Genomic DNA, 24,364 nt, shown 5'->3' with positions numbered 1-24,364 from the left:
TTTCTGTAACTCATATCAGGCTTCAAAAGATACGTAACTTCTCGTTGACTATTACCGTACTCTACTAGTTTTTCGATCCTTTTCACCCCCTAGTACTCCGCTTAACTGCCACAACTTTAAAATTGTTGCTTTATCTTCATAACCTAGCGATACTGAGCAAGAAAGTAACTGTCCTTCTTTCATCTTTTTCTGATAGGCCACCTTTAATTGTCTTTCAATACACATAACTACCATTCGCCAAACATCACATAAATCTGTTATTGCAGTCAGCCAATCGCATGTTGTTTCCCTGACAAATGGTAATAATCTTCAAAAAAACAGCTAGTGACCGCGTCAACCGATTCAAATGCCAGACTAGTAAATAATCGTACTGACCAGTTTCAACCCCAATTGAATATAGACTCCGACTAATTTATTTCTGAGTGGCTTCCCGTTGGCAGTAACCATCAGTCACCCTCCTATAACTACTCACCTGATAATAAGCTAAAGCTAGGCTATTCTCCATCATCGACATGATAATTCACACGCTGTAATTCCATCTAAATATTTGCCATACCACTTCACCAGTGGTCTTCGTCTAACTTCCTTAATCGTCGAAGTAGGCGAACGAAACTGCATTCGTTTTTGCAAATACTCAGCCACTGAAATACCAAATAATCGATGATCACACACGATATACTCAACCATTTCCACGGCAAGTGGATCACGTAGTCTAACTTCAGTTCTATACCATCTGTCAGCATCCATTCCTTGCTCTAGGCCTTTGTCATATATGAAAATATAGGCCTTAGATGAACGTTGACCAATATAGCAACTGATCCCCGTGCTACATCTTGAAGCAATCTTTTTTTCGTTCAAGAATAATATCCTAGTCGCACGACTAGTAAATATTCCCTGTTTCAAATAACGATCTACCGTATTTGGTTTCAATTGAATTGACGAGCCTCTTTCATCAATAGCAATATCTAAACGCTTGATTCGAAAATAGGTAGCAACACCAGTAGTCTTACAATTAAAAACTTTTTCGAAAAACAGCTGCCAGGACCAATTGCCAGTTTCTAGGTAACGACATGCGCTCCCAGACAAAACCAACAATTGTGTCTTTGAATTATCAGCAAAGTGAAACCGAACTTTGTCATTGGTATACTGTCTATCAAAGCCCTTGATGCCACTTTGACATTCAACCCAATCATCGTGTTGCAATCCAGGAAATAAATAGCTCATTAAAGTAGGAAACTGCGTTTCCATTAAGCTAATCGATACAAAGTCAATGCTAGTCTTCATTTTTGTCATAGTTATGCTCCCCTGAGAATCTAGTATTACTATGACCGGATGTAATCACTGAACCGGGCCAATAGAAGCACCAATCATTGTATTTGGGTGTTGTTTCACATGAAATGTAGGCGCTCCCAGTAACTTGACTTAAATCAGATAAACGATAATTAACACCGCATGGGATGGTAAACTCAATTGCCTGTATAAATTTTTTCTTCTCTACACCGGACAACTTCAGCAGTCTACTCTTCCCGTTAGATAGCAGTAGTCTCATATAAAGGCTATCGTGAAATTCTGCAACTTTCTGAATTTGCAGTTGGTACATTTGCAATGTCTGTGTGATATAATCATCTCCTAAGTAGATTTCAATATCATGGAACACCTACTATTAGATCATTTAGATACAGGTAATGTAATCTGGAAAAAAATGGATCTAAATGTCCACTTGACAATTAATAAAGGAGATTTTCGGTGATGGACACAGTATCACAAGGACATGTTATTGAAGAAACTATAAAATTAATCGATGAATATTACAAAAATAATCCATCGGATAAAGCAACTAAATGGACAAATGATAGTAATCAACTCGACAGTTCTCAACTTAGACACGGTCGTATTCTTAAACTCTACGACAGACGTACAAAATCCGTAGAAAAAAATCTAGCAGACGGTGATATACCTTTTCCATCAGCAAAATATTTTATTGGATCGAATGATAACCAATATAAAATTCCCGATGTCATCTCCCAGGGAGTTTCTCAGTTGCTAGCTTTTGAATATATGAAGCCTGATAAAAACACTTACCCCATCTTCATTACCTTTTGCGCAGATAATCTAACCCAGCTTTATAGAAGTACTCCTCACCCAATGGCTCAAACAAAATTTTTACAAGTCAATTTAGAAGTTTTAATTGGTGCATGTACCGGTCGTCGCTTAATGCTTGAACCACAGGATTTTATTTCAGTTACCGAAGCCGCAACTTACGATAATATTCTTAATCATTATCCGTTACAACGTAATCGCTTTTTGATTCGTTTATCAGCATATTACTATATGAATCTTCTTTTCCCTGTTAAGGGAATCCGAGCTTTTAAAGACAAATACGATCAGATCAGTAACATTCTAGAATCCAAATTTTCTAAGGATTACAACGCTTTTATTGACTCCAAGGCCATATCAATCCCAGCTAGTGATTTCATTTATACTAAAACCAATATCGCGCTGAATGAGAATGCTTATATAAACAGAGCAGCTAATGATGAACCACAAGATTATCTAATTCAAATACTAGACTCCCTTATTTTGAATGACGACAATATCAACCCATACGAGTCGATCTTATAAATACGTAATAATCATTTGCATCGTCTCAATCCAACATTTTTGTCCAGACAACCTGCCGATTATTTAAAACTAGCCCTTCAATAAAGGGCTTACCGGTGCCATCGGCGCTCCGAATAAAATAAAGCATCACGCTACCTGCTTGCCCATCTACAACAAACATATCGACCATCACCCACTCAGCTAGTGTGCTGATCATCACCGGTGCTAACATCTCAGGATCTAATTAGTCACGACTAAGCACCACTGACTCCTGACTAATTTCATTCGTCTCAATATCCTGTTCTAACTGTGTCTGAATAACTAATCTAGCTTCTGTCAATTCGTCCATTATTTCTCCCCTTCCACAACATGAATAGCCGTCATCATTCATAAATACGATGATGACGGCTATTTTTTTAGATTCATTGTCTTTTTTTACTACCAGCTATATACCTCCTCCCAATAAAAAGGAACATCAGTACCTTTATACCGATGTTCTTTAAAATAATATATATTTATTCTTGCAATTATAACAGACAGCTAATTTATAAAAACCGCATCACTTGTGATAGGGACTACCTGCATTGATCATAAAACTCCTATAGATCTGTTCTGTCAGTACAAGTCTCATTAATTGATGCGGCAGTGTAAACCGACCAAACGAAATTTCAGTATCAGCACGTTTAAGCACTGCTTCACTCAGACCTAACGAACCACCTATGATAAAAGTTATGTCACTGTGTCCATAAGTCCCTAAACTCTGAATTTCTTGTGCTAAACCTTCAGAGGATCGTTCTTGTCCTAAAATCGCCAGTGCATACACATATTCCTTATCTTTAACTTTGCTTAAAATTCGCTCGCCCTCTATTTCTTTAACTTTTATCATCTCTGCTTCACTCAGCTTTTCAGGTGCTTTTTCGTCCGCAACTTCAACAATCTTAAATTTGCAAAATTTGCTAAGTCTTTTAGCGTATTCTGCAATTCCCTGTTTCAAATACTTTTCCTTCAATTTTCCCACAACGATGATTTTGATGTTCATAACTCTCCACCTTTTCACAAGTTATCCCCAAAGTTATCCACTTATCCACAGGGAGTTTCCTATATCTTGGACCGAACAAATTTTCGTCACAACATTTATTTATTTCAAATTTGTCAAGATTAAATTAGTTATCCACAGTTATCAACAAGCATACTTTCCTTTTAACTTTTTCAACAATGCCTTAATATCAACAATTATACTCAGAATTTATTACTATAAAAAAAGTTACTAACAGCTTGCAATTTTGTTTGTGGATAACTTTAAGTTGTCTAAAACACTACCATATCAACTGCTCTGCTCCTTTTCAACAGCCACCTTTCTAGTAAATCACTTTTTTGTCCACAATTAAACAGTTATTCACTCTTTTCTCCAAAAAAAGAGGCACTTTAGCATGATTTTTATTCACGCTAAGTACCTTTTTTTAATCCACAATTATCTACAAACTTTGCCTTACTTTAGTTCCCAGAATTCGAGGACGTTGTTGTATTTGAATCACTTGCTTCAAGGGTTAACTTGATGTTTGCTGTTTTCTGTGCCCCATCGTGATAGTATTTAACTTCAACTGTATCACCTATTTTATGGTCATATAAAACTTCTCGTAAAGAGGACAACCCCTTAACTGCCTTACCATCTAAGGAGGTAATGACGTCATACTTGGTTATTCCGGCTGATTTAAGCGGAGAATTATTAGAAACCTTTAAGACAACCACCCCCCTTGTAACACTCGTCGGCAATTTTAGTACTGACTTTTGATCACTCGTGGAAACATAACTCAAATCTACTAACGAAATTCCCAATGCCGGACGTTTGATCTTTCCGTCCTTCACCAATAAGTTAATAACTTTGACAACCTCATTACTTGGAATAGCAAAGCCCATCCCCTCTACCGAGGTCGTGCTGGTTGTTGATGAACTCGTCCCAGTATTTGCCAACTTCATAGAATTTATCCCTATAACTTGACCTGATAAATTGACCAACGGACCACCCGAATTACCCGGGTTGATTGCTGCATCAGTTTGAATAACCGTTGTTTGACCAGTGTTTACGCCTGAACTATCCGTAGTATCGATCGTTCTTTTCTTAGCTGATATGATTCCTTGAGTCAGCGATGTAGCATATGTTGAACCTAATGGCGATCCGATAGCGAGTGCTGTTTGACCGACTTGAATGTTATCGGAATTACCAAATGACGCTATTTGTTTAACGTTTTGCGCATTGATTTTTAAAACAGCTAAATCTGTAACAGAATCATGTCCCACTACCGTTGCAGTTTCTTTTTTACCACTATTTAGAAGCACTTCAACTTTGTTCGAACCAGAAATAACATGATTATTGGTAACAATAAAAGCCGTATTACCGGTCTTTTTATATATTACACCTGAGCCCTCACTCTCAGAAGTCGAACTACTGCTACTCCCAGATTCGGAACCAAAAATATCATCTAGTGAATCACTAGAACTCTTGGTTGAATAAGCTTCAACCGAGACAACTGCATTTTGAATTTTATTGAATGCTTTGGTACTCTGTGTACTTACATTTACCTTAATATTGCTGACACTTGTCTGCCCCTTAGAGTTATCAGTGGTAACTGAACTTGACTCATTCTGGTAGAGAGTATAGCCGCCGACTACCGCTCCACCTCCTAAAACTCCACCTAATAAAGCGATTATAAAAACTTTCAGTACGCCGGAATGTTTACCATTGCCCTTAGAATTTTTCATCTCATGATACTTTGCTTCTTTTTCCTTTTGTTCATTACCATTCTTCATGAGTTTTGTGTTCCCTCCCTATCAGAAAAAACACTTTCCTCCCTCCCAATTAAAATATTCCATACTTGCGTATGATTTCATTTTAACGATAAAGTTTGAAAAAAGCATGAATTAAATCCTAAATTTGTTTAAAAAAACAATTTTACTAAATGACCGTCAATTTTGTAGCTTTGTTCGGATCAGTATCAAAAAGATTAAAATCATGTCCGACACCAAAATCGTGTTGTTTCATGGAAGATGCTACGGTTAAATGTGCCAGCTCCTTGACATTGTTATCCTGACTAAGATGTCCAAGATATATTTTCTTAGTGTTTTTGCCCAAAATATCCATCAACGCAGTTGCGCCATCATCATTGGAAAGATGACCACGATCACTTAATATTCTTTGTTTAAGTGGCCAAGGGTATCCGCCCATGCGCAGCATTTCAACATCATGATTACATTCCAACAAATATCCATCAGCATTTTGAATAACTCCTTCGACATTTTCAGAAACATATCCCGTGTCTGTCAAAATAACAAATGAATGTCCGTTGTGGTGCACTTGATAGAACTGTGGCGCTGCTGCATCGTGGGAAACACCGAAACTCTCAACATCAAGGTCACCGAATGACATCGTTTTTCCCATTTCGAAAAGATGTTTTTGTTCAGTCGGAACCTTGCCTATCTTATGCGCCATCGCATCCCATGTACCTCCATTAGCATAAACATTAAGATGATATTTTCTGGCAAGAACACCTACGCCTTTGCAATGGTCACTATGCTCATGTGTCACCAACAAACTATCAACATCGTTTAAATCTCTGCCAATCGACTTCATCAAACCAGCTATTTTCTTGCCACTTAATCCTGCATCGACGAGTATTTTACGTTTAGGTGTCTCGACATATGTAACATTACCGGTGCTTCCACTGGCTAAAATACTGACTTTCATCGTATCTTCACGCTGATTCTCTATCGCCATTCTATCTATCTTCCTTTTCTAAGCTCTGTCTTCAAATGGACTTCTCAACAACAAGAAATTAATCTGTCTCCTCCATAAATGCACCCGTAAATGCATTTATTCTTCGGTACTGAATACTTCCTGAAGAGTCACTTTTAACTTTAATCACCCATGTCGGAATATATACAATGCTGTCATTGACAGTTAATAGCTGCGTATAACCTAGGCGGACCCACTCCACAGTGCTATTGTTAATTAATTTATTATACTGATATAACCAGATCAATGCTCGCTGTTGACTGATCATCGGCTTTTTCTCACGCAGTATTTCAACGCTAGTTAAGTGCCCTTGCGTATATTCGGTAACATACCCATTTCGGATCGTAAAACGTATTTGACCGCTAGACGTATAAACTGGCGAACCTAAAGCCTTTTGTGTATAGACCACCGTCTTACTAGTGGATAAATACTTATCATATTGGTAGTCTTCACCATTGATGACTTTCGTATTATCTTCAACAACCTCATTCAATGTTTTTTGCGGGCTGTTCGCGTTCTTAATTTTTATGCTGGTGCCGAAATCAACCGTCAACTTGTGGTTATTGTATGACCAGAGCACACCCTGGAGCTGACCTGTCTGTTCTTTAAGGTTGCTCTTTATTGGACTTGCAATGTAAAAACCCTGTTTTTTCTTATTAGATAATTCTCCGTAATAGATCTGATCATTATGAATACTTTTCATAACTGATGTCGTTGTATTCTTCGATGATGTATTGGTTGTTGATTCAACTGCATCATCTTTCTGTGTATACGAAGCAAATAAAAAGATGTCCAGCGCAATAAACGCAACAAAGAAAATCAGTTCAATTCGCTTAAAGTTCATTTCCCGCGCCGTCCTTTCATCTAATTCTTTTCAAGGCCTATTTTAACAATTCACTATAGTCTGTCCATTTGCCCGCATAATTTACAAAATATGTCGGTACTAAATCAATAACCAGACTTGATGCACCATTTTTTTTCCATTTATAACCAACTTGAATGTTCTTTAATTTACTTGCTGAATAACCAGCATTTATCAAATTTTGATAAACAGTTATTGTGGAAGGCAACGTAGCAGTTCTTCCGCCTGATGGTACAGGAACCTGTAAACTCAGAAGCGAAAAATCATATTTCAAACCGCCTGAATTCATTGTTTGAATTTTAAAGGCGCCATAGTTATGCTTGTTTATGATGGGGAAACCTGAAACGTAACTGCGGTATATAATCGTACTATTTGATTGATCATACTCTGAATAATAGACATCATCAAGTGATGCTCCGATAGAATTCAGCTTTGCAAAACTTGTTTTCAGATGATCATTGAATGATTCCCGCCGCTCTGCTGTACTATTATTATAATCAGAATTGGAGTAATTCGCGTATTTTATTTGACTGGTCTGTTCCGCGACAGTCATCCGATTATCAGCGCCATCCGAGTATATTACTTTGTTTTTTTGCATCTTAGTTGAAATCGAATTGCCGCCGTTAGAATCTAATAACTGTGTGACAAAAGAACTTGCATTTACTTTATTGATTAAATAACTGTATTGCGGTACCTGTATAGAATTTAAATAGAATATCGCTAAGTGCCCATCTAATAAGTAATACTCCATCTGCAGACGCTTGACCTCATTGTTTTTCAGTACAGTTTTTATTTTTTTGACATTCCTTTTATTAAACGTTACTTTATAAACACCTTTAGTCTGATCATTCAGCAAATAAATTACATTCTTCTGCTTTAAAGGTATTAGAATTCGATTATACTTGGCTCCTTGGTGCTTCTCTATTTTTTGTGAGAAAGCTTGATTAAACAATTTTATCGTCACAGAATCCGAATAGTTCAGAACGACAGCATTTTTTTGTTCAAGAAAAGCAACATATTCTTCCTCATTCTTAAAAGTTGTTTTAGTGATGTTTTTACGTGCAGTCCATTTACGGATCTCATTACGAAAACTATTGACTAAGTTTACTTTTGAACTGTACAACTGGTACTGCTCCCGATCCTGATTTAAGATTGTTTGAACAGGTACAAAAGTATCACTTACTGTTCTGGTGCTCGTTGTCGTATCATTCTCCCCAGGTGACGTTGTCGTTTTTGAATCGCGCTGAAAGGTCGCTGGGTTTGTTAAAATAATAGTGGTTAAAACAACACTGACAATTACCGTAACCGTCAGCCCAAAGTGTAATAAAAAGTTCCTAATTTTCATCCCACAGGTCCCCCTCATATTCTTCATAAGGTAATGAGATATAGAATGTTGAACCTTTTCCTTCTATACTATCAACCCATATTTTGCCTCCATGCATTTCAATGACTTCTTTCGAGATAGCTAAGCCGAGTCCTGTCCCACCTTGAGCACGTGATCTCGCCTTATCAACTCTAAAGAATCGGTCAAAGATATGGGCAACATCCTTTTTAGGAATTCCCAATCCTTGATCAGAAATACTTAAAATGACATGATTGTGTGTCTCTAACAGGCGGCAGGTAACTACACCACCATCAGGCGAATACTTAATAGCATTATTCATAATATTATCAACAACCTGCATAAACTTGTCCGTGTCTATTTCAACCCATAGTTCTCTACGTGTAAAGTCACGTTTGATAGTGTAGTTTTTCTTAACTTTTTCAGAAGTATCACTAGAATTATCCGTTTTCAACATCATATCAAAACGGTCAAGAATGTAGTTATACAGTTCATTCAAATTAACCAATTCTAAATCTAATTTTGATGTTCCTGAATCCATTCGCGACAGACTTAACAAGTCATTGATCATCCTTATCATTCGATCAGTCTCATCTTGGGTTACTTTTAGAAAATTTGGCGCTACTTTGGGATCTTTCCAAGCACCATCATTTAAGGCCTCAATATAGCTGCGCATACTCGTTAGTGGTGTCCGCAATTCATGTGAAACGTTCGAAACAAATTGACGGCGCTCACGATCAATTTTCTTTTGTTCAGTAACATCATGCAACACACATACAAGACCACTAATAAATCCTGATTCCCGCTGAATCAGTGAAAAATAAGCGTTTAATACTTGATCATGTTCCTCATCTGAAAGATCCAAAATAATTTCATCATGCTTTTCCAATAAATCACGCAACGTATAACGTCCGCGAATATTCAATGTATCTAAAATAGAATGTCCATCAGCGTCAGCTGCATCTATATTAAGAGCTTCAGAAGCCGTTTCATTCATAATGATTACATTGCCACGACGATCAGTCGCAATGACACCATCAGACATATGTGACAATACACTGTCCAGCCTTCGTCGCTCCGCCTCAGAAGATTCCTGGGCTTCTTCCACACGAACAGATAAATTATTAACTGCTTGCGCCAATTGGCCTAATTCATCGTTACCGTACACATGTACTTGACCGGAATAATCCCCGCGCGCAATTCTGGCTGTCTGCTTTTTCATCTCATCAATCGGTTGTGTAATAGCACGTGAAATCAGAATAGCTAGAAATAATCCCAACCCAGTTGCTATCAGTGAGGCTGAGAAAAAGATAACTGTTACATTACTAAGTGATGAATAGACTTGCTCCAAGCTTGCTCTGAGATAGACAGCCCCAACCAAAGTATTAGTGCTGCCACTTGAGCTGAACAAAGGTGTGATTGAAACATAATACCGCTTATTATCGGTCTTATCATAAGTCAGTTTACTATACGTTCTGCCATTATAAAGGACCTGCTTAATATCTTCATCAGTTGTTTTTTGTCCGACCCACGCCTGACTATTGACATCACTATCTCCTCGAATTGTTCCTTTAGTGTCTACAACTTGGACTTGAGTCACATTTGAGTTATTAATGTCTTCCAAAATATCACGAATATTGGCATTAGCACTTTTAGTATCGCCCTTAGCCAGATTATCGATCAAAGAATTGTCAACATAACTTGAAAGTTCAACTTGCTGCTTGAACGTCTTCAAGTTATCCCTTTTCAATTGTTGCACAAAATAAGCCCCGATTATCTGGAACGTTATTAAAAATAATAACGCAAAAACGAGAGCTATTTTAAAGTGTATAGATTGAAAAAAATGTAGTTTTTTATTCATTGCAACTCCACTGACCTAATTTAAAAACATTCAAAAGTTATTCTGTTTCTGGATTACGTAAATAATATCCAACTCCGCGTCGAGTCACTAACCATGTTGGCCGGCTGGGATTATCTTCAACTTTTTCACGCAATCGACGCACCGTCACATCAACGGTTCTAACATCACCAAAATAATCGTAACCCCATACGGTTTGTAAAAGATGCTCACGTGTCATTACCTGCCCAATATGCTTTGCCAAATAGTAAAGCAATTCAAATTCGCGATGTGTCAATTCAATTTTTTCATCACGTTTTGACACCATATAAGCCTCTGGATGAATGGTTAAATCACCAATTGTGATTTCATTATTCTTGTTTTCTTCTTCATTTTGAGCCGTCGCTGCTGCGCTTGACTGACGCCGGAGGTTAGCTTTGACACGCGCAACCAGTTCTCGATTAGAGAAAGGTTTTGTAACATAATCATCAGCACCTAATTCCAAGCCCAGCACCTTATCTATCTCTGCATCCTTAGCTGTTACCATAATAATAGGCATGTCATGGGTTTTCCTTACTTCGCGTGCCACTTCAAGACCATCAATTTTTGGAAGCATAATATCAAGCAGCACCAGGTCAGGATTTACTTCCTTAACCTGCTTCAACGCTTCTTCTCCATCATAAGCTGTGTAAACATCAAAGCCTTCTTTGGTTAAATTAAATTTAACTATATCAGAGATTGGTTTTTCATCATCCACAACTAATATCTTCTTCATCTTCAAACTCCCTCCAATAAATACCTCATTGCTCTAATCCCTAGCACTAAGCCAGCATTTCAGCAATATTTTAAAAAAGACCGCTTTGCTTACTTATACTAACAATTTACGCTTAATTACGGTCATTCTTTTTAATATCTTTACGTATTTATAATTCGTTAAATCATAGTCTTTTCTATTATAACCTATCCTTAACCTAAAACCAACTAGCCTTCTACTTGCATCAGTGGCTTTGCAATAAATATAATACTTTAAAAGTATGCTTCTAATTGTGCTATAATGTTGTTACTCTATCCGAATTCAAGGAGGTGAATAGATGCCAACAGATGTTTTAGTTGCTCAAGACTTATCTTGTGTTGGTCAAGTCTCTATGAGTGTCGCCTTACCATTACTAGGTGCCGCGGGGCTTCGTCCAACAGTTCTTCCAACAGCTTTATTATCTACCCATACAGGTGGATTCGGTGCCAATACATACCTTGATTTAAGTAGTGAAATCGAAAAAATCATAGCACACTGGCACTCTCTCAATTTTAATTTTTCAGCTGTTTACCTAGGCTATCTGGGTCAAAAACCTTTAGAAATGCTCTTGCAGCATTTTGATACGTTAGTTACCCCGCAATCGTTCAACTTGATTGACCCTGTCATGGGTGATAACGGTCATCTATACCATGGCTTTGATAGCAATTATATTGATGGTATGCGTCAATTGATAAGTAAAGCCCAACTGATTACGCCCAATGTAACTGAAGCAGCGTTGCTTTTAGGCAAAACCACTTCCTTCAAACAAGCCTTAACTCTTCATGAAGCACAAGACTTGCTACAAGAGTTAGCTCAAGCCTTCAACAAACAACAGATCGTACTGACAGGTGTCCATTTAACTAACGGCAAAATAGCTGTACTTGGTTATGATAAGATTTCCCGGGAAATATGGAATCAGCAGCAAGAAAAAATTCCAGGAAACTATTTTGGAACTGGTGACATTTTTGCCAGTGTATTGTTTATCATGCTATTAAAGGGCTCGACTATCCGCATGGCTGTTAAAATTGCCATGGAGTTCGTCAGCAATTCAATTCAAAGCACTCTTGAAGCTCCGGGCTTCAATGCCCGCTATGGAGTTAACTACGCTCCGCATCTGCCACAATTGTTGAAAAAAATAGCTCATATTCAAAGGAGGATCTAGATTTGTTACACTACAATAAGAATTCACTTCAAGCAATTATTATGACTGGACTTTTCACTGCCCTTATTTATCTTGGAATTTTCATTTTTAGAATACCTATTCCTGCTTTGGTTGGGAGACCATTTATTCACTTCGGTAATACGTTAGCTATTTTGGCTGTTTTATTCCTTGGTCTGCGTAATGGTGCTCTGGCTGGAATAATTGGATTAGGCGGTTTCGATATTTTGAATGGTTATGCCTTAACATCATGGCTCACGATGTTAGAGATTGCCATCGTGGCATTAGTTGTCAGTTTTCTGTTAAGCGTCTTCAATTACAACGATAGTAAGAAAAATATCATTATTATCGCTATTGTGGCAGGAGTGCTTAAAATTTTCACATCTTACTGCACATCAATTGTTGAGGCTTTGATGGTTGGAACATCATTTAATGCAGCTGTGGTTGCGTCTTTCCTAAGTCTTCCAGCAACCGTGATTAATTCCATTTCAACCGCAATTTGTGTCCCACTTCTTTACTTTCTATTAAAACGGATTTTCAAGATCATTGAAAAGCGTCGTAATTAGTCCTGACTATTCATTTCACGGTGATTCTCAATATTTAGCAGAATCATCCTTACTTTGAAATTTATTTTTAAATTAGGTTGCATCTCATCAATATAAATGGTAATATATTTCTTGTTGATGAGATATGGGTGGCTAGCTCAGCTGGCAGAGCAACGGACTCTTAATCCGTGGGTCCAGGGTTCGATCCCCTGGCCACCCATCAGAGGTTTACTACCAGTAATCATAGGATGTCAAAATCCTTATGGTTACTGTTTTTTTGTATCTAAAATCAGCTTAGCGTTTTATCAACTAATACTAATTATATAAAAAAAGTGGATGTTAAAACTAAAAAAGCTCAAGACAAAAACTGTTTTTGCTTTTGTCCTGAACTTTTTTACTAAGAACCTGCTGCAATTACCAGCACACGTGGCTAAGTAAATAAATTAATGCCCATTTGTTTTGCATACATACGAATATTAATTTACTTGCTTATCTAACTGAAAATAAGTTACTTTGCGCTTAAATCGTATTGATATCATTCTTAAGAGAACGCAGTACGTTGATAACTTCTGAAGTGCTTAAAACGTTGTGGCCTTCTCGTAATACTGATTCAATATCATCAATTCTAGTAAAAATAAGCCCCTTTTCTTTTTTATCCACAAGCTCACCCCCTTCCCAAGCTCTGTTTTAATAATACCATATGCTGATGCACTATTTCATCCGCTTTTTTAATAATTTTACACCTGCTATCATTAATTTTCACAGTCCTTTTAAAACAACTTGAGTAAGCAAAAGCAGTATATTTCACAAAAACAATATAAAGTATTATCGTAAAGACACACATTAATAAGAATTCTGATTAAACATTATTATTAATAAGGAGGATCTGTCACATGAATATTCCTAAAATAACTCTTAACGATGGCCATCTGATTCCTTCTATCGGTCTTGGAACCTACCAGATACGTGGAGGTCAGGGAATCGATCAGGTTCTCTCCGCCATTCAGGATGGTTATCGATTACTTGATACCTCAACTAACTATGATAGCGAAGGAATTGTTGGAGAAGCGATCCGCCGTTCTGGTATTCCGCGTTCAGCCTTTACTGTTACTTCAAAACTTCCTGGCAAATATCATCATTACGATGATGCCCTGATGAGTATCCAAGAGTCGCTATGCCGCATGGGCCTGTCATATTTTGACTTGTATCTGATACACTGGCCTCTACCTAAGAGAAAACTTTATGTTGAAGCATGGAAAGCACTTATAACTGCTCAAAAGCTAGGCCTCATCCGCTCGGTCGGTGTTTCGAACTTTGAACCTGAACACCTTGATCATCTTGTTGACAAAACGGGGATTACTCCAGCTGTTAATCAAATTGAGGTCCATCCCTTCTGGATTCAAGAACGGATGTTGAAAGCAAACAAAGAACGTGGGATAGTTACAGAAGCATGGAGCCCTCTCGGACGTGGAAACAAAGTTCTGCAGGAACCATTGATCAAAAAACTCGCTGACAAATACCATAAAAATATCGGCCAGATAGTTTTACGTTGGCATATTGAAAGAGGAGTTGTTCCAATTCCAAAATCAAGCAACCTGCTGCACCAACGCTCTAATCTAGATGTCTTTGATTTTAAACTAACTACCGCAGAGGTTGACGCCATCAATGGCTTGACTCGGACCGATGGACGCATCGATGATCAGGATCCTAATGAATATGAGGAGTTTGACTGACTTTTATTCGTCGAATTGTTACTTAATCATCCACTGAATACTGTAGCTCATTATTCTAAAAAAATATGTTTACAAAGCATAATTGATATGGTATAACTATATATGTGCTATTAATGATCATTGCTCAGTAGTTCAGTGGTAGAATAATTGACTGTTAATCAAGAGGTCGTAGGTTCGAATCCTACCTGAGCAGTTTTTAATTTATCGGTATAAAAAAGAACTTGTAATTATACAGGTCCTTTTTTTGTAGTCTAATAATTGATATGTTGCAGTCTATCTGTAGACTCCGCTAACTTGCAGTATTATTATTTTGACAAATTAATTATAGTTAGTAAGAAAGTTCGACCTCTAAGTAAATAGCGCTTATCATCCCTGAATTTTCTGATGATAAGCGCTATTCAAAAAATCATCCATACATTATCACTGCAATACAAAGCATCCTGATTAGAAAAATTTCCATTAATTGATTTGACTGCCTTCTACCGCATTTGTGTCAACTAGTGCATCTCCTGCGGAAATTCGTTTCAGACCTACTCCTGTAAAACCGCTCAAAATTGAAAAAAGAGGACATAAGAGACTGAAGAAGACAAATGGCAGGTAATGTACTGTTGGTACACTTAATGTATTGGCCAAGAAAACTCCACCAACTCCCCAAGGAACCAAGTAATTAATGACTGTGCCACCATCTTCAAGCACACGACCCAATGCATCATTTGCTAGGCCACCTGCATTAAATGTTTGCTTAAATGCCCGCCCAGGTAAAATGATCGATAAAAATTGTTCGCCCACAAAAATATTAACACCTAGACATGCTAGAATCCCGGCTGTGATCAATTTACCTGTACTATTGAGATGCTTGGCCAATGGAGCCATCACAGTTCTTATCAAGCCAAATCTGACGAGGAGTCCGCCCAAAGACAAGGTCAAGACGATTAAAGCGACAGTTGGCATCATACTGACAATTCCCCCACGCGACAACAACGTGTTAACTGTTACATTTCCCGTTTTAGCGACAAAACCATTTGTAATAATTTCTGCCAGTTTTTTTAATGGAATTTGAGGATCCTGCACAAAAATCATAATGCTCGTGACAAAAATGTTTAAGAGCATCGTTGGGACGGCTGGCATCTTAAAACCAGCACACAAAAAAACTAAAACAATTGGAATTACCGCCCAAAATGAGATATTGAAATGTGAATTTAAAATAGCAACAGTTTTATTGATTCTCTCTAAACTCATACTGGAATTATCATGACCCACGATCATGAACAGCACAGCTGTCAGAATTCCTGCTGGCAACGTTGACCATAAAAGGTTCCTGATATGTTCAAATAATTCTGTATCTACTACTGCTGAGGCCAGATTATTAGTTTCCGAAAGTGGTGAAAGCTTATCTCCAAAAATTGCGCCCGAGATAATAGAGCCCGCTATCATGGCTGGGTTCAATCCCATCGTAATCCCCATACCCATAAAAGCAATTCCTACAGTTGAGGCCACTGTGAAGGCACTCCCAACTGCTGCTCCCACAAGTGTGCATACAACAAAAACGGAAGGAAGAAACCAGCGCACACTTATTATTTTAAATCCCAATACCATTAAAGACGGAATCGTACCAGCGGCAATCCACGTGCTAATCATGGCACCAATCAGTATAAAAATAAAAATAGGGATGATCCCCTTCTCAATTCCATCTTTAATGCCTAAATTGACGCTCGCCCAGCTGAAACGTTTTAGCTTCGCCCACAAAATGATTGTCCCCATTGCTAACATAACGGGAACTTGTGGTGAAAGCCCGAAACCGATTACGCCGCCTCCCATTATCAGTAATACCAAAATCAAAATACAACTTGCTTCTTTTACACTTATCTTTTTAATTTCATTCATTTTGACACTCCTCATCGTTGTTAATGTTTGCTAATTTTTATTGTTTTCGTGCGCAATATTGATAACCCGCTATTCCCCCAAAGCTTCCAACCATTCCTTATCACCCTTTTTTAAATAATAAAAAAATCCCTATTGCAATAAATGCAATAGGGACGAATTTCCGTGTTACCACCCAGTTTGAAGACAAAAAAGCCACTAGTCTTCCACTCACTAGACGATAACGGAGTCTAGTTATTAGCCGTTCAAAGAAACTCTGTCAATGTATTTCGCCAAACTACCCTGATCGGTTCGCAGTAACCACCGACTTCCTGACACCCAGATAGATAAACTACTTATTATGACATTCAACGTTCAGTTATTAGATTACGCAAAGATTAACATGCTATACTTCCTATGTCAACCCTTCACTTAAATGTGCTATCAAGAAATTCACATACACTTCCACGTAAATTTATTTTCAAAAAAGCCACTTGAAGGCAAATTAACATGGTATTTCAAATTACATTGGTGCAGTTTGTCGATATTTGATTCTTTTCATCGTTAAGTACTCAGTATTTCTGCACTAGTATGTCTTCTCCGCCTTATTTCCGTCCCCTTTTACATATTTTGGGCGAAATCAGTTGGATTCTAACCATATTCAGAACTGTATATTTTTTTATTGAAAACGGTTATTAATGTTTCATGTGAAACATCAATAACCGTTTCATTTTCTCATAGCTTTTACTAGTGTGCTATTATAATACTGAAACTCAAGTAAAAAATTAGGAGGTCTAGACTTCACTATGAACTGTCAGCAAACCTTAGCAATCACAAGCCATCGGGTCCTAGTTAGTGATTTAAATGAACACGAAACCGTCTATGGCGGTCGTCTACTCGAATTGTTGGATAGTACTGCCTCAATCTCGGCATCGCGTGTTGCACGCACAGAAACAGCCACTGCATCACTTGATCACTTTAATTTTATCGCTCCTTTTAAATTAAAAGATTTTTTCTACATTGAAACCTATGCCAGTGGTGTCGGAAAACGCTCCATCGAAATATTTGCCAAAATAATCGGCGAACATCTTCAAACAGGTGACCGTTTTCTGGGGGCAACCGCTTTTTTAACATTTGTTGTTCTTAACAAAGAAACTATACTAGAACCCATAATCCCTACATCAAAAGAAGAAAAAGCCATCTGTTCAAAGTATCCTGAACGAAAACAAAAACAAATTGATCAACTTAAACAACAAAAAGAATTCAGACAGAGGATCTCACTTGCACTCCCCTGGCAACAAAAATGACCAACTGCTGAAAATCTAATTCACTGACCTTTGCTTTTGGACAACGTCAATTAAAAATGCTATTGCTTCCTCATATGTACACGCTTTCTGTTTCATTACTGTCCTGATCGCCTTTTCTGTATCACTAGAAAATACCATTATCATCACTCCTATAATAATTAACTCTTAGCACCGTACTCTCTATGGATCACAAGACAGCTTTGCTAGACATCAATCTTTTATCGAACGTTCATTCCCATTCTATAACGGTTAGACGGAAAAAACGAGGATAATGTATTGTTAAAATTTGAACTATGTCATCCTTTTAGCGTCAAATTAGGAATTCTTAACTAAAAATTATTTTAGCAGTAAAATAATTACTCACGGCAACATTTATTTTCTAAGAAACCTCAACTCGATTCCAGTAATTGACTTTAAACATCTTAGTATCATTTTTTGCTTACGCTTAAATTAAGTAAAGATTGCAATGTGATTAAACAAAAAGTACCTTCAAAGTTGAAGTGAAAAGCTTTAACTTTGAAGGTACTTTTTTATGACTACAATTTTAAAAAGTAATACTTAGATCTGCTCCCATACATTGTCTAAAACGTTGGTTTGTTCACGATCAGGTCCCACTGAGAATGTTGAAATTCTAACACCAACCAATTCTTCAATTTTTTGTACATAATTGCGTGCATTGACTGGCAAGTCTTCAAGCCGTTTAACATTGGTAATGTCTTCCTTCCAACCTGGTAACGTCTCATAAACAGGCTTGCATTGACTCAGTTGCTTCAAACTTGCTGGATAATGGTAAATTGTTTCTCCATTCAATTCATACGATGTACAAATCTTTATTTCATCCAATCCTGTCAAAACATCCACACAATTTAAGCAAAGATTAGTCAAACCAGAAACACGTTTAGCGTGCCGTAAAACGACGCTGTCAAACCACCCAATCCGACGAGGACGATGAGTGACAGTCCCGTATTCATGACCTGCCTCGCGAATGAAATTACCCGTTTCATTATTCAACTCTGTTGGGAAAGGACCATCGCCCACTCTTGAAGTATATGCTTTACAGGCTCCTACTACCTTATCAATCTTAGAAGGACCGACTCCGCTACCGATCGTCACTCCACCAGCAACTGGGTTCGACGAAGTTACGAATGGGTAGGTTCCTTGATCAATATCAAGCATGACACCTTGTGCACCCTCAAATAAAACTTTTTTCCCACTATCAAGGGCATCATTCAATATCACTGATGTGTCTGCAACATTATCTTTAAATTGTTGGCCATATTCATAGTATGCTTCAAAAATATCTTCAAATTTCAAAGGTTCATGGTCATAAAAACGTATAAATTCTTGATTTTTTTCTTCAAGATTATGTCTTAATTTAGCTTCAAAAATTTCTTTATCTAGTAAATCAGCCACACGAATACCGACCCGAGCCGCTTTATCCATATAAGCTGGTCCGATGCCTTTATTAGTTGTTCCAATTTTCTGATCTTTTTTAGCTTTTTCTTGAAGTCCGTCTAACAGAATATGGTATGGCAAAATAACATGCGCACGATCTGAAATACGCAAATTATCAGTCGAAATTCCTCGGTCTTTCAAATATTTTAATTCTTCAACTAACGACTTAGGATTTAACACAACTCCGTTACCTATTACGCTTGTCTTAGAGGAATAAAAGATCCCGGATGGTATCAAACGAAGCTTGAAGGTTTTTCCACCGAACACAATCGTATGACCTGCATTATCGCCGCCCTGATAGCGAGCTATTACATCAGCATTATGACTTAGGAAATCAGTGATTTTACCTTTTCCTTCATCGCCCCATTGACTACCTACAACTACTATTGATGACATTAAGTTTCACCTCATTGAATGATTTAACCAAAATAAACTACACAAACTTAATCATTAACCTCGATAATTGTATCAGTCAAAAGTTTATCTTTCAAGTAAATAACGAATATTTATAAAAAAGCTTTTTTCAAAACTCAAAAATAACGAACTTTAACTCTGACTTTTGCTTTTTACGGAAGAGTCTAAGAACTTTATATAGGCGGCTATGATGCGGAAAACGACAGATATGTGTGGTAGAAATTCGAGATCTTTCGGCACTAATGGCATATACCAATAACTGTTAGGCTTTAAGCTTTAAGCATTAACTATGAATATAGATTGGACTATGCGTAATTCATGGTTAGATAAAAAATTCATCTTTAAATCATATTGTACGAAATTTCTCAATTACAAAAAAGCTGCAGCAAAACTAATGTCTTGCTACAGCTCTATTTTATTCTTTTTAGCTTTATCTTATAGAAAAGAACGTTGACTAACATTCTTACCCATTCTCAGGAACATATGCTACTGATGAAAATTTATTATATGACTTCACGAATAAAAGTTTGACGGTACCACGCGGTCCGGAACGGTTTTTTTCAATTATTACTTCCACTTCGCCGACATCTTGCGTATCGTCATCTTTACCATTATTGCCGCCATTGCCCTCGTTTTCATCGCCTTCTTGTCGATCATAATAATCATCCCGATACAAAAAAGCAACAATATCTGCATCTTGCTCAATCGATCCTGACTCACGAATATCAGAAAGAACCGGTCTTTTATCTTGACGTTGTTCAACTCCTCGTGAAAGCTGTGACAACGCAATTACCGGTACCGACAATTCTTTAGCCAACTTTTTGAGCTGTCGTGAAATTTCAGAAACCTCTTGCTGCCTGCTTTCCTTATTAGTTCCCTCAATCAACTGCAGATAATCGACTACGATCAAACCCAAATTACCCTTTTCTTTAGCTAAGCGACGACATTTCGCTCTTATTTCAGCCATTTTAATACCTGGTGTATCATCAATATAAATAGATGCTTGTGACAGAGAACCCATGGCCACAACTAAATTCTGCCATTCTTCATCGTTCAGCTGACCTGTTCGCAGATGGTTTGCATTGACACTTCCCTCTGCACAGAGCATACGGTTAACCAACGATTCAGCACTCATTTCAAGTGAGAAAATAGCTACTGTCTGATCTGTCTTGGTTCCAACGTTTTGCGCAATATTCAAAGCAAAGGCCGTTTTACCAACAGCAGGTCGTGCTGCCAAAATAATCAAGTTGTCTGGCTGAAGTCCAGCAGTCATTTTATCTAATTCATTATAGCCTGTTGCCAACCCCGTAATATCTTCATCATTCTGATATAATCTATCAATCTGCTCGATCGTGCTATTCAGAACGTCGGTAATCGACTTAAACCCACTTCGATTTCTACGTTCGGAAACATCCATAATTTGCCGTTCAGCATCGTCTAGTAATGTTGGCACGTCTTCTTCTTGGTTATAGGTCTGGGTGACAATGTTCGAAGCTGTCGCTATCAAACGACGCATAATCGCTTTTTCTTCAACAATACGCGCGTAATACGCGACATTCGCAGCCGTTGGAACGGCTGTTGCTAATTCAGCAATATAACCGACCCCACCGACATCTTCGCTTTGGTTCTTAGCATTCAAATAATCGTTCATCGTCACAACATCAATTACTTCGTCTTGATTATTTAAATCTATCATTGCTTGAAAAATTATCTGATGTGCACGCCGATAAAAATCATCAGGTTGAAGATATTCCATCGCCTCAACTAACGAATCTGAACGCAAAAAGATCGAACCTAAAACTGCTTGTTCAGCCTCAATATTCTGTGGTGGCAAATGGTCTGTCAAAACATCATTACTCATCTTTTTTTCCTCTCACTCCAAATAAGCCTAAACATTAAGGACGTTCTGTTCGAATTGTCGAAACCTCTATATTTGCTATTTTTCTGCTATATGAACTCGGATTTTAGCACTGACTTTGGTGTGCAATTTAACTGGTATATTTGTGTACCCAAGAACTTTGATAGGCTCTGGCAAATCCATCTTGCGCTTGTCGATCTTTAAGCCATACTGCTTAACAAGTGCCTGTGCTACTTGTTTGCTTGTAATCGAACCAAACAATCTTCCATCTTCTCCGGCTTTCGCTTTCAGTTCAACGACCATTTTACCAGATTCCAATTTTTCTTTAAGTACTTTTGCTTCTGCTAAAATTTCAGCATCTTTCTTTTCTTCAGCACGTTGTTGTGCTTTCAATTGACTCATTGCCTGTGCTGTTGCAGCTTTAGCTTTATTTGCCTTCATCAAAAAATTGGCATACCCATCAGGAATATCCTTGACTTCTCCACGTTTTCCCTTGCCTCTAACATCTTGTACAAAAATAACTTTCATTCTAAATCCTCCTCAAAATAAAACTCTAATTTTCTTTTTTCAGAACATCTAAAAGTTGTTCTCGTGCCTCGCTAACTGAAACACCTTCCAGTTGTGTTGCCGCATTCGAAAGATGACCGCCTCCACCCAACTGTTCCATAACGACTTGGACATTGGCCTTTCCATTGCTGCGTGCAGATATTCCCACTTTTCCATCCTTACGTTGCGTAACAACGAATGAAGCCTCAACTCCGCTAACTGTAAGAAGTGCATCTGCAGCTTGTGCCGCAGTCACCGGATCATAAATTTTATCTACCTCACCGGCACACAACGCCAAATTTTCACCAATAAACTCTACACGATCAATTAAATGATTGCGTTGCAAGAAATTGTCGGCATTTTCTTTCATAAAATGCTGTGACATAGCTGAATCTGCCCCAACTGAACGCAAGTAACTAGCCGCATCAAATGTTCTCGTTCCTGTTCGCAGAGAAAATGATCTTGTATCTACGATAATCCCTGTCAACATTGCTGTTGCTTCTATCTTGTTAATCGGTTCACTCTCCTTGGATTGATATTCGAACATTTCTGTTATCAATTCACACGTTGATGATGCGTAAGGTTCAATATAAACTAAGATTGGATTTTCAGGAAACTCTTCACCACGGCGATGATGATCGATCACCATTACGCGGTTGATTAATTTAGTATAAAGTTCCTCACTGACTGAAATCGATGGTTTAGAATGATCGACCATTATTAACAAACTTTGTTCTGTCGTTTTTTCCAGCGCTTCCTCAGCCGAGATAATGTTTCCCTTTATATCTGGATACTGTTCAAGTTCCTCCATCAGCCGCTCAACGTCAGAGTGCAGACCGTCTTTATCCAGAACAATCCAGCACTTTTTTTTGTTCATGGCAGCAATTCGCCTAATTCCAAGACATGCACCAACAGAATCCATATCCGGTTGTTTATGACCCATCACAAAAATTTGCTCCGACTGACTCATCAACTCCTGTAAAGCCTGTGAGATCATGCGTGCTCGAACGCGGGTCCTCTTCTCCATTGGGTTTGTTTTCCCACCATAGAAGCGAGCCTGTCCATTAGGTGTCTTCACAACGACCTGATCGCCCCCGCGGCCAAGAGCCAAATCTAGATTACTTTGAGCGAGTCTGGCTAAAGCAGCTAAATTATCATCATCGTAGGCTATTCCGATGCTTAACGTTAACGGAAAGTTTTGTTTTGAAGTTCTTTCACGAATTCGATCTAGTATCCTAAACTTCTCATCTTCTAACTGTTTTAGAACTCCTGCATAAGCCACAACAAAAAAATGGTCATCATCAATTCGTTTAAGATACATTTCAAAACGTTTAGCCCAATTAGACAATTCATTGGTCACATAATTGCTTAAATTGGAAACTTTTTTATCAGTCATCGTCTGGGTAACCTCATCATAGTTATCCAGAAAAATTTGACCGACAACAATTCCTGTATCACGGTCATGCTGCTCAATTTGAGCATATTTTGTCACATCCATCAAATATACCGCATGAATATCATTTTGTATCAGCATCTGAAACCTACGTTTGCCCCAAGAAACTTCCAGAGCACCCTTAGTTTTATAGTTTTCTTTGATTAAAGTAGCTAATTCTTCATCAACTTCAGACACAGACTTCCCTAACACTTCATTTTTGCCAAAATATTTTTGCAGGTAAGGGTTAATCCACTCTATCTCACCCTTCTCACTTAAAAATAAAATTCCAATCGGCATTTTTATTAGCGATTCTTGTTCACCACGCTTAATACGGTAGGACAAATCCGAAATATATTCATTGGTATCCTCTGTAATTTCCTTTAGCGTAAAAAACGCCACTGCAATTGTTAGCACAACCAAAACTAAAAGAACCAGACCTAAAATTGGATTCACAAGAAACGCCATTATCTCGCAAACTATTGAAAGTAATAAAAGAAAGATTGCGATTAACATTATCTTGTTATTTTTCATAAAAGCCGGCAAATGCCAGAAATCCTTTGAAAAAAATTGTTTCACTATCTTCTCCTCACATTCTGTGAATATTAACCAAAACCGTAAATCAGATCAAAATCAGCCATGGGTTTTACCCTATAGATTTCTTAACCAGTATACAGTCTCATATGATAGCATAAAATATAAAAAGCTCATCGTTCTTTCTATTTTATCACAAACAACAAACTGTTACATCAGATACAAAATTAACTAGTATGTCCAACTATTTTTATAAATATCTTTTTAAATTCGACTTTACAAAAACAAAAAAGCTG

The 24,364-nt window shown here is 37.7% G+C and carries 24 protein-coding genes and 2 tRNA genes; 7 read left to right on the top strand and 19 right to left on the bottom strand.

Annotation, left to right across the window (positions count from 1 at the left end; all coding sequences use genetic code 11):
• Positions 1 to 51 precede the first annotated feature (51 nt).
• From FD20_RS13975 to FD20_RS04025, 4 genes are all read right to left on the bottom strand, one after another.
• The gene (locus tag FD20_RS13975) at positions 52 to 183 is read right to left on the bottom strand and encodes a hypothetical protein (RefSeq protein WP_268871933.1); all 132 of its coding nucleotides are present in this window, start codon (positions 181 to 183) and stop codon (positions 52 to 54) included.
• Positions 184 to 244: 61 nt separating this feature from the next.
• A complete protein-coding gene (locus tag FD20_RS14095) occupies positions 245 to 337 on the bottom strand; it encodes a hypothetical protein (protein WP_420864736.1) in 93 nt (30 codons plus the stop codon).
• 167 nt (positions 338 to 504) lie between these two features.
• Positions 505 to 1,293, bottom strand: a complete 789-nt coding sequence (locus FD20_RS04030) for a replication initiation factor domain-containing protein (protein ID WP_057736307.1) — start codon at positions 1,291 to 1,293, stop codon at positions 505 to 507.
• Positions 1,274 to 1,657: a hypothetical protein gene (locus tag FD20_RS04025; protein ID WP_157060843.1), complete on the bottom strand. Its 384-nt coding sequence runs from the start codon at positions 1,655 to 1,657 to the stop codon at positions 1,274 to 1,276. The genes FD20_RS04030 and FD20_RS04025 overlap by 20 nt, the downstream gene beginning before the upstream one ends.
• 92 nt (positions 1,658 to 1,749) lie before the next feature.
• Between FD20_RS04025 and FD20_RS04020 the strand changes: the two genes are divergently transcribed.
• Positions 1,750 to 2,622 carry a hypothetical protein gene (locus FD20_RS04020; RefSeq protein WP_057736305.1) on the top strand — a complete coding sequence of 291 codons (873 nt, stop codon included), beginning with the start codon at positions 1,750 to 1,752 and terminating at the stop codon, positions 2,620 to 2,622.
• A gap of 25 nt (positions 2,623 to 2,647) precedes the next feature.
• Here the strand turns inward: FD20_RS04020 and FD20_RS13520 are convergent, their stop codons facing one another.
• The 8 genes from FD20_RS13520 to yycF form a co-directional block, all read right to left on the bottom strand.
• Entirely contained in the window at positions 2,648 to 2,833 is a 186-nt protein-coding gene (locus tag FD20_RS13520) for a hypothetical protein (RefSeq protein WP_057736304.1), read from the bottom strand.
• Between the two features lie 327 nt (positions 2,834 to 3,160).
• Positions 3,161 to 3,640 carry a 23S rRNA (pseudouridine(1915)-N(3))-methyltransferase RlmH gene (gene rlmH / locus FD20_RS04010; RefSeq protein ID WP_057736303.1) on the bottom strand — a complete coding sequence of 160 codons (480 nt, stop codon included), beginning with the start codon at positions 3,638 to 3,640 and terminating at the stop codon, positions 3,161 to 3,163.
• Between the two features lie 455 nt (positions 3,641 to 4,095).
• Positions 4,096 to 5,409, bottom strand: a complete 1,314-nt coding sequence (locus FD20_RS04005; RefSeq protein ID WP_057736302.1) for a S1C family serine protease — start codon at positions 5,407 to 5,409, stop codon at positions 4,096 to 4,098.
• Between the two features lie 145 nt (positions 5,410 to 5,554).
• Positions 5,555 to 6,373 carry an MBL fold metallo-hydrolase gene (locus FD20_RS04000; protein WP_057736301.1) on the bottom strand — a complete coding sequence of 273 codons (819 nt, stop codon included), beginning with the start codon at positions 6,371 to 6,373 and terminating at the stop codon, positions 5,555 to 5,557.
• Between the two features lie 58 nt (positions 6,374 to 6,431).
• Positions 6,432 to 7,235, bottom strand: coding sequence for a two-component system regulatory protein YycI (locus FD20_RS03995; RefSeq protein ID WP_057736300.1), 804 nt, complete (start codon positions 7,233 to 7,235; stop codon positions 6,432 to 6,434).
• A 37-nt stretch (positions 7,236 to 7,272) separates the two neighbouring features.
• Complete coding sequence (locus tag FD20_RS03990; RefSeq protein WP_057736299.1) at positions 7,273 to 8,598, bottom strand: YycH family regulatory protein; 1,326 nt, start codon at positions 8,596 to 8,598, stop codon at positions 7,273 to 7,275.
• Entirely contained in the window at positions 8,588 to 10,456 is a 1,869-nt protein-coding gene (gene walK, locus FD20_RS03985) for a cell wall metabolism sensor histidine kinase WalK (RefSeq protein ID WP_057736298.1), read from the bottom strand. Before walK ends, FD20_RS03990 begins: the two co-directional genes overlap by 11 nt.
• A 37-nt stretch (positions 10,457 to 10,493) precedes the next feature.
• Entirely contained in the window at positions 10,494 to 11,207 is a 714-nt protein-coding gene (yycF, locus tag FD20_RS03980) for a response regulator YycF (protein WP_057736297.1), read from the bottom strand.
• 316 nt (positions 11,208 to 11,523) lie between these two features.
• Here yycF and FD20_RS03975 point away from each other — a divergent pair, with 316 nt between their 5' ends.
• The 3 genes from FD20_RS03975 (at position 11,524) to FD20_RS03965 (ending at position 13,149) form a co-directional block, all read left to right on the top strand.
• Positions 11,524 to 12,387, top strand: coding sequence for a pyridoxamine kinase (locus FD20_RS03975; RefSeq protein ID WP_057736296.1), 864 nt, complete (start codon positions 11,524 to 11,526; stop codon positions 12,385 to 12,387).
• 2 nt (positions 12,388 to 12,389) lie between these two features.
• Entirely contained in the window at positions 12,390 to 12,950 is a 561-nt protein-coding gene (locus FD20_RS03970) for an ECF transporter S component (RefSeq protein ID WP_083489034.1), read from the top strand.
• A 126-nt stretch (positions 12,951 to 13,076) separates the two neighbouring features.
• Positions 13,077 to 13,149, top strand: a tRNA-Lys gene (locus tag FD20_RS03965).
• Between the two features lie 299 nt (positions 13,150 to 13,448).
• Here FD20_RS03965 and FD20_RS13285 read toward each other — a convergent pair.
• Positions 13,449 to 13,589 carry a hypothetical protein gene (locus FD20_RS13285; protein WP_157060842.1) on the bottom strand — a complete coding sequence of 47 codons (141 nt, stop codon included), beginning with the start codon at positions 13,587 to 13,589 and terminating at the stop codon, positions 13,449 to 13,451.
• 233 nt (positions 13,590 to 13,822) lie between these two features.
• Between FD20_RS13285 and FD20_RS03960 the strand changes: the two genes are divergently transcribed.
• Together FD20_RS03960 and FD20_RS03955 are read left to right on the top strand one after the other, a co-directional pair.
• Entirely contained in the window at positions 13,823 to 14,662 is an 840-nt protein-coding gene (locus tag FD20_RS03960; RefSeq protein ID WP_057736295.1) for an aldo/keto reductase, read from the top strand.
• A gap of 121 nt (positions 14,663 to 14,783) precedes the next feature.
• Positions 14,784 to 14,855: transfer RNA gene (locus FD20_RS03955), tRNA-Asn, on the top strand.
• Positions 14,856 to 15,121: 266 nt separating this feature from the next.
• Here FD20_RS03955 and nhaC read toward each other — a convergent pair.
• Positions 15,122 to 16,546 (bottom strand): Na+/H+ antiporter NhaC, encoded by a 1,425-nt coding sequence (nhaC, locus tag FD20_RS03950; RefSeq protein WP_057736294.1) that lies wholly within the window; start codon positions 16,544 to 16,546, stop codon positions 15,122 to 15,124.
• Between the two features lie 782 nt (positions 16,547 to 17,328).
• Between nhaC and FD20_RS03945 the strand changes: the two genes are divergently transcribed.
• Positions 17,329 to 17,829, top strand: coding sequence for an acyl-CoA thioesterase (locus FD20_RS03945; protein WP_057736293.1), 501 nt, complete (start codon positions 17,329 to 17,331; stop codon positions 17,827 to 17,829).
• Between the two features lie 15 nt (positions 17,830 to 17,844).
• On the opposite strand, the gene FD20_RS13970 is transcribed toward FD20_RS03945, so the two are convergent.
• The 5 genes from FD20_RS13970 to FD20_RS03925 all read right to left on the bottom strand — a co-directional run bounded on the left by FD20_RS13970 (position 17,845) and on the right by FD20_RS03925 (position 24,113).
• A complete protein-coding gene (locus tag FD20_RS13970; RefSeq protein ID WP_268871932.1) occupies positions 17,845 to 17,967 on the bottom strand; it encodes a hypothetical protein in 123 nt (40 codons plus the stop codon).
• Between the two features lie 420 nt (positions 17,968 to 18,387).
• A complete protein-coding gene (locus tag FD20_RS03940; protein ID WP_057736292.1) occupies positions 18,388 to 19,680 on the bottom strand; it encodes an adenylosuccinate synthase in 1,293 nt (430 codons plus the stop codon).
• A gap of 481 nt (positions 19,681 to 20,161) precedes the next feature.
• A complete protein-coding gene (gene dnaB / locus FD20_RS03935; RefSeq protein ID WP_057736291.1) occupies positions 20,162 to 21,559 on the bottom strand; it encodes a replicative DNA helicase in 1,398 nt (465 codons plus the stop codon).
• A 75-nt stretch (positions 21,560 to 21,634) separates the two neighbouring features.
• Positions 21,635 to 22,084, bottom strand: coding sequence for a 50S ribosomal protein L9 (rplI, locus tag FD20_RS03930; RefSeq protein ID WP_057736290.1), 450 nt, complete (start codon positions 22,082 to 22,084; stop codon positions 21,635 to 21,637).
• 25 nt (positions 22,085 to 22,109) lie between these two features.
• The gene (locus FD20_RS03925; RefSeq protein WP_057736289.1) at positions 22,110 to 24,113 is read right to left on the bottom strand and encodes a DHH family phosphoesterase; all 2,004 of its coding nucleotides are present in this window, start codon (positions 24,111 to 24,113) and stop codon (positions 22,110 to 22,112) included.
• Positions 24,114 to 24,364: the final 251 nt, after the last annotated feature.

This window comes from Liquorilactobacillus uvarum DSM 19971, from assembly GCF_001434935.1.
Lineage (GTDB): Bacteria > Bacillota > Bacilli > Lactobacillales > Lactobacillaceae > Liquorilactobacillus > Liquorilactobacillus uvarum.
The sequence above is the reverse complement of the archived record's forward strand: the minus strand, read 5'-3'. Positions and strand labels throughout refer to the sequence as shown.

What these genes read in the sequence shown, in the direction of transcription:
- FD20_RS03940 (WP_057736292.1), bottom strand. Translation starts at nt 19,680, where the DNA reads ATGTCATCAATAGTAGTTGTAGGTAGTCAATGGGGCGATGAAGGAAAA.
- FD20_RS04005 (WP_057736302.1), bottom strand. Translation starts at nt 5,409, where the DNA reads ATGAAGAATGGTAATGAACAAAAGGAAAAAGAAGCAAAGTATCATGAG.
- rlmH (WP_057736303.1), bottom strand. Translation starts at nt 3,640, where the DNA reads ATGAACATCAAAATCATCGTTGTGGGAAAATTGAAGGAAAAGTATTTG.
- FD20_RS04000 (WP_057736301.1), bottom strand. Translation starts at nt 6,373, where the DNA reads ATGGCGATAGAGAATCAGCGTGAAGATACGATGAAAGTCAGTATTTTA.
- FD20_RS13975 (WP_268871933.1), bottom strand. Translation starts at nt 183, where the DNA reads ATGAAAGAAGGACAGTTACTTTCTTGCTCAGTATCGCTAGGTTATGAA.
- rplI (WP_057736290.1), bottom strand. Translation starts at nt 22,084, where the DNA reads ATGAAAGTTATTTTTGTACAAGATGTTAGAGGCAAGGGAAAACGTGGA.
- nhaC (WP_057736294.1), bottom strand. Translation starts at nt 16,546, where the DNA reads ATGAATGAAATTAAAAAGATAAGTGTAAAAGAAGCAAGTTGTATTTTG.
- dnaB (WP_057736291.1), bottom strand. Translation starts at nt 21,559, where the DNA reads ATGAGTAATGATGTTTTGACAGACCATTTGCCACCACAGAATATTGAG.
- FD20_RS03960 (WP_057736295.1), top strand. Translation starts at nt 13,823, where the DNA reads ATGAATATTCCTAAAATAACTCTTAACGATGGCCATCTGATTCCTTCT.
- FD20_RS13970 (WP_268871932.1), bottom strand. Translation starts at nt 17,967, where the DNA reads ATGGTATTTTCTAGTGATACAGAAAAGGCGATCAGGACAGTAATGAAA.
- walK (WP_057736298.1), bottom strand. Translation starts at nt 10,456, where the DNA reads ATGAATAAAAAACTACATTTTTTTCAATCTATACACTTTAAAATAGCT.
- FD20_RS04030 (WP_057736307.1), bottom strand. Translation starts at nt 1,293, where the DNA reads ATGACAAAAATGAAGACTAGCATTGACTTTGTATCGATTAGCTTAATG.
- FD20_RS04020 (WP_057736305.1), top strand. Translation starts at nt 1,750, where the DNA reads ATGGACACAGTATCACAAGGACATGTTATTGAAGAAACTATAAAATTA.
- FD20_RS03975 (WP_057736296.1), top strand. Translation starts at nt 11,524, where the DNA reads ATGCCAACAGATGTTTTAGTTGCTCAAGACTTATCTTGTGTTGGTCAA.
- yycF (WP_057736297.1), bottom strand. Translation starts at nt 11,207, where the DNA reads ATGAAGAAGATATTAGTTGTGGATGATGAAAAACCAATCTCTGATATA.
- FD20_RS03945 (WP_057736293.1), top strand. Translation starts at nt 17,329, where the DNA reads ATGAACTGTCAGCAAACCTTAGCAATCACAAGCCATCGGGTCCTAGTT.
- FD20_RS03990 (WP_057736299.1), bottom strand. Translation starts at nt 8,598, where the DNA reads ATGAAAATTAGGAACTTTTTATTACACTTTGGGCTGACGGTTACGGTA.
- FD20_RS13520 (WP_057736304.1), bottom strand. Translation starts at nt 2,833, where the DNA reads ATGTTAGCACCGGTGATGATCAGCACACTAGCTGAGTGGGTGATGGTC.
- FD20_RS03995 (WP_057736300.1), bottom strand. Translation starts at nt 7,235, where the DNA reads ATGAACTTTAAGCGAATTGAACTGATTTTCTTTGTTGCGTTTATTGCG.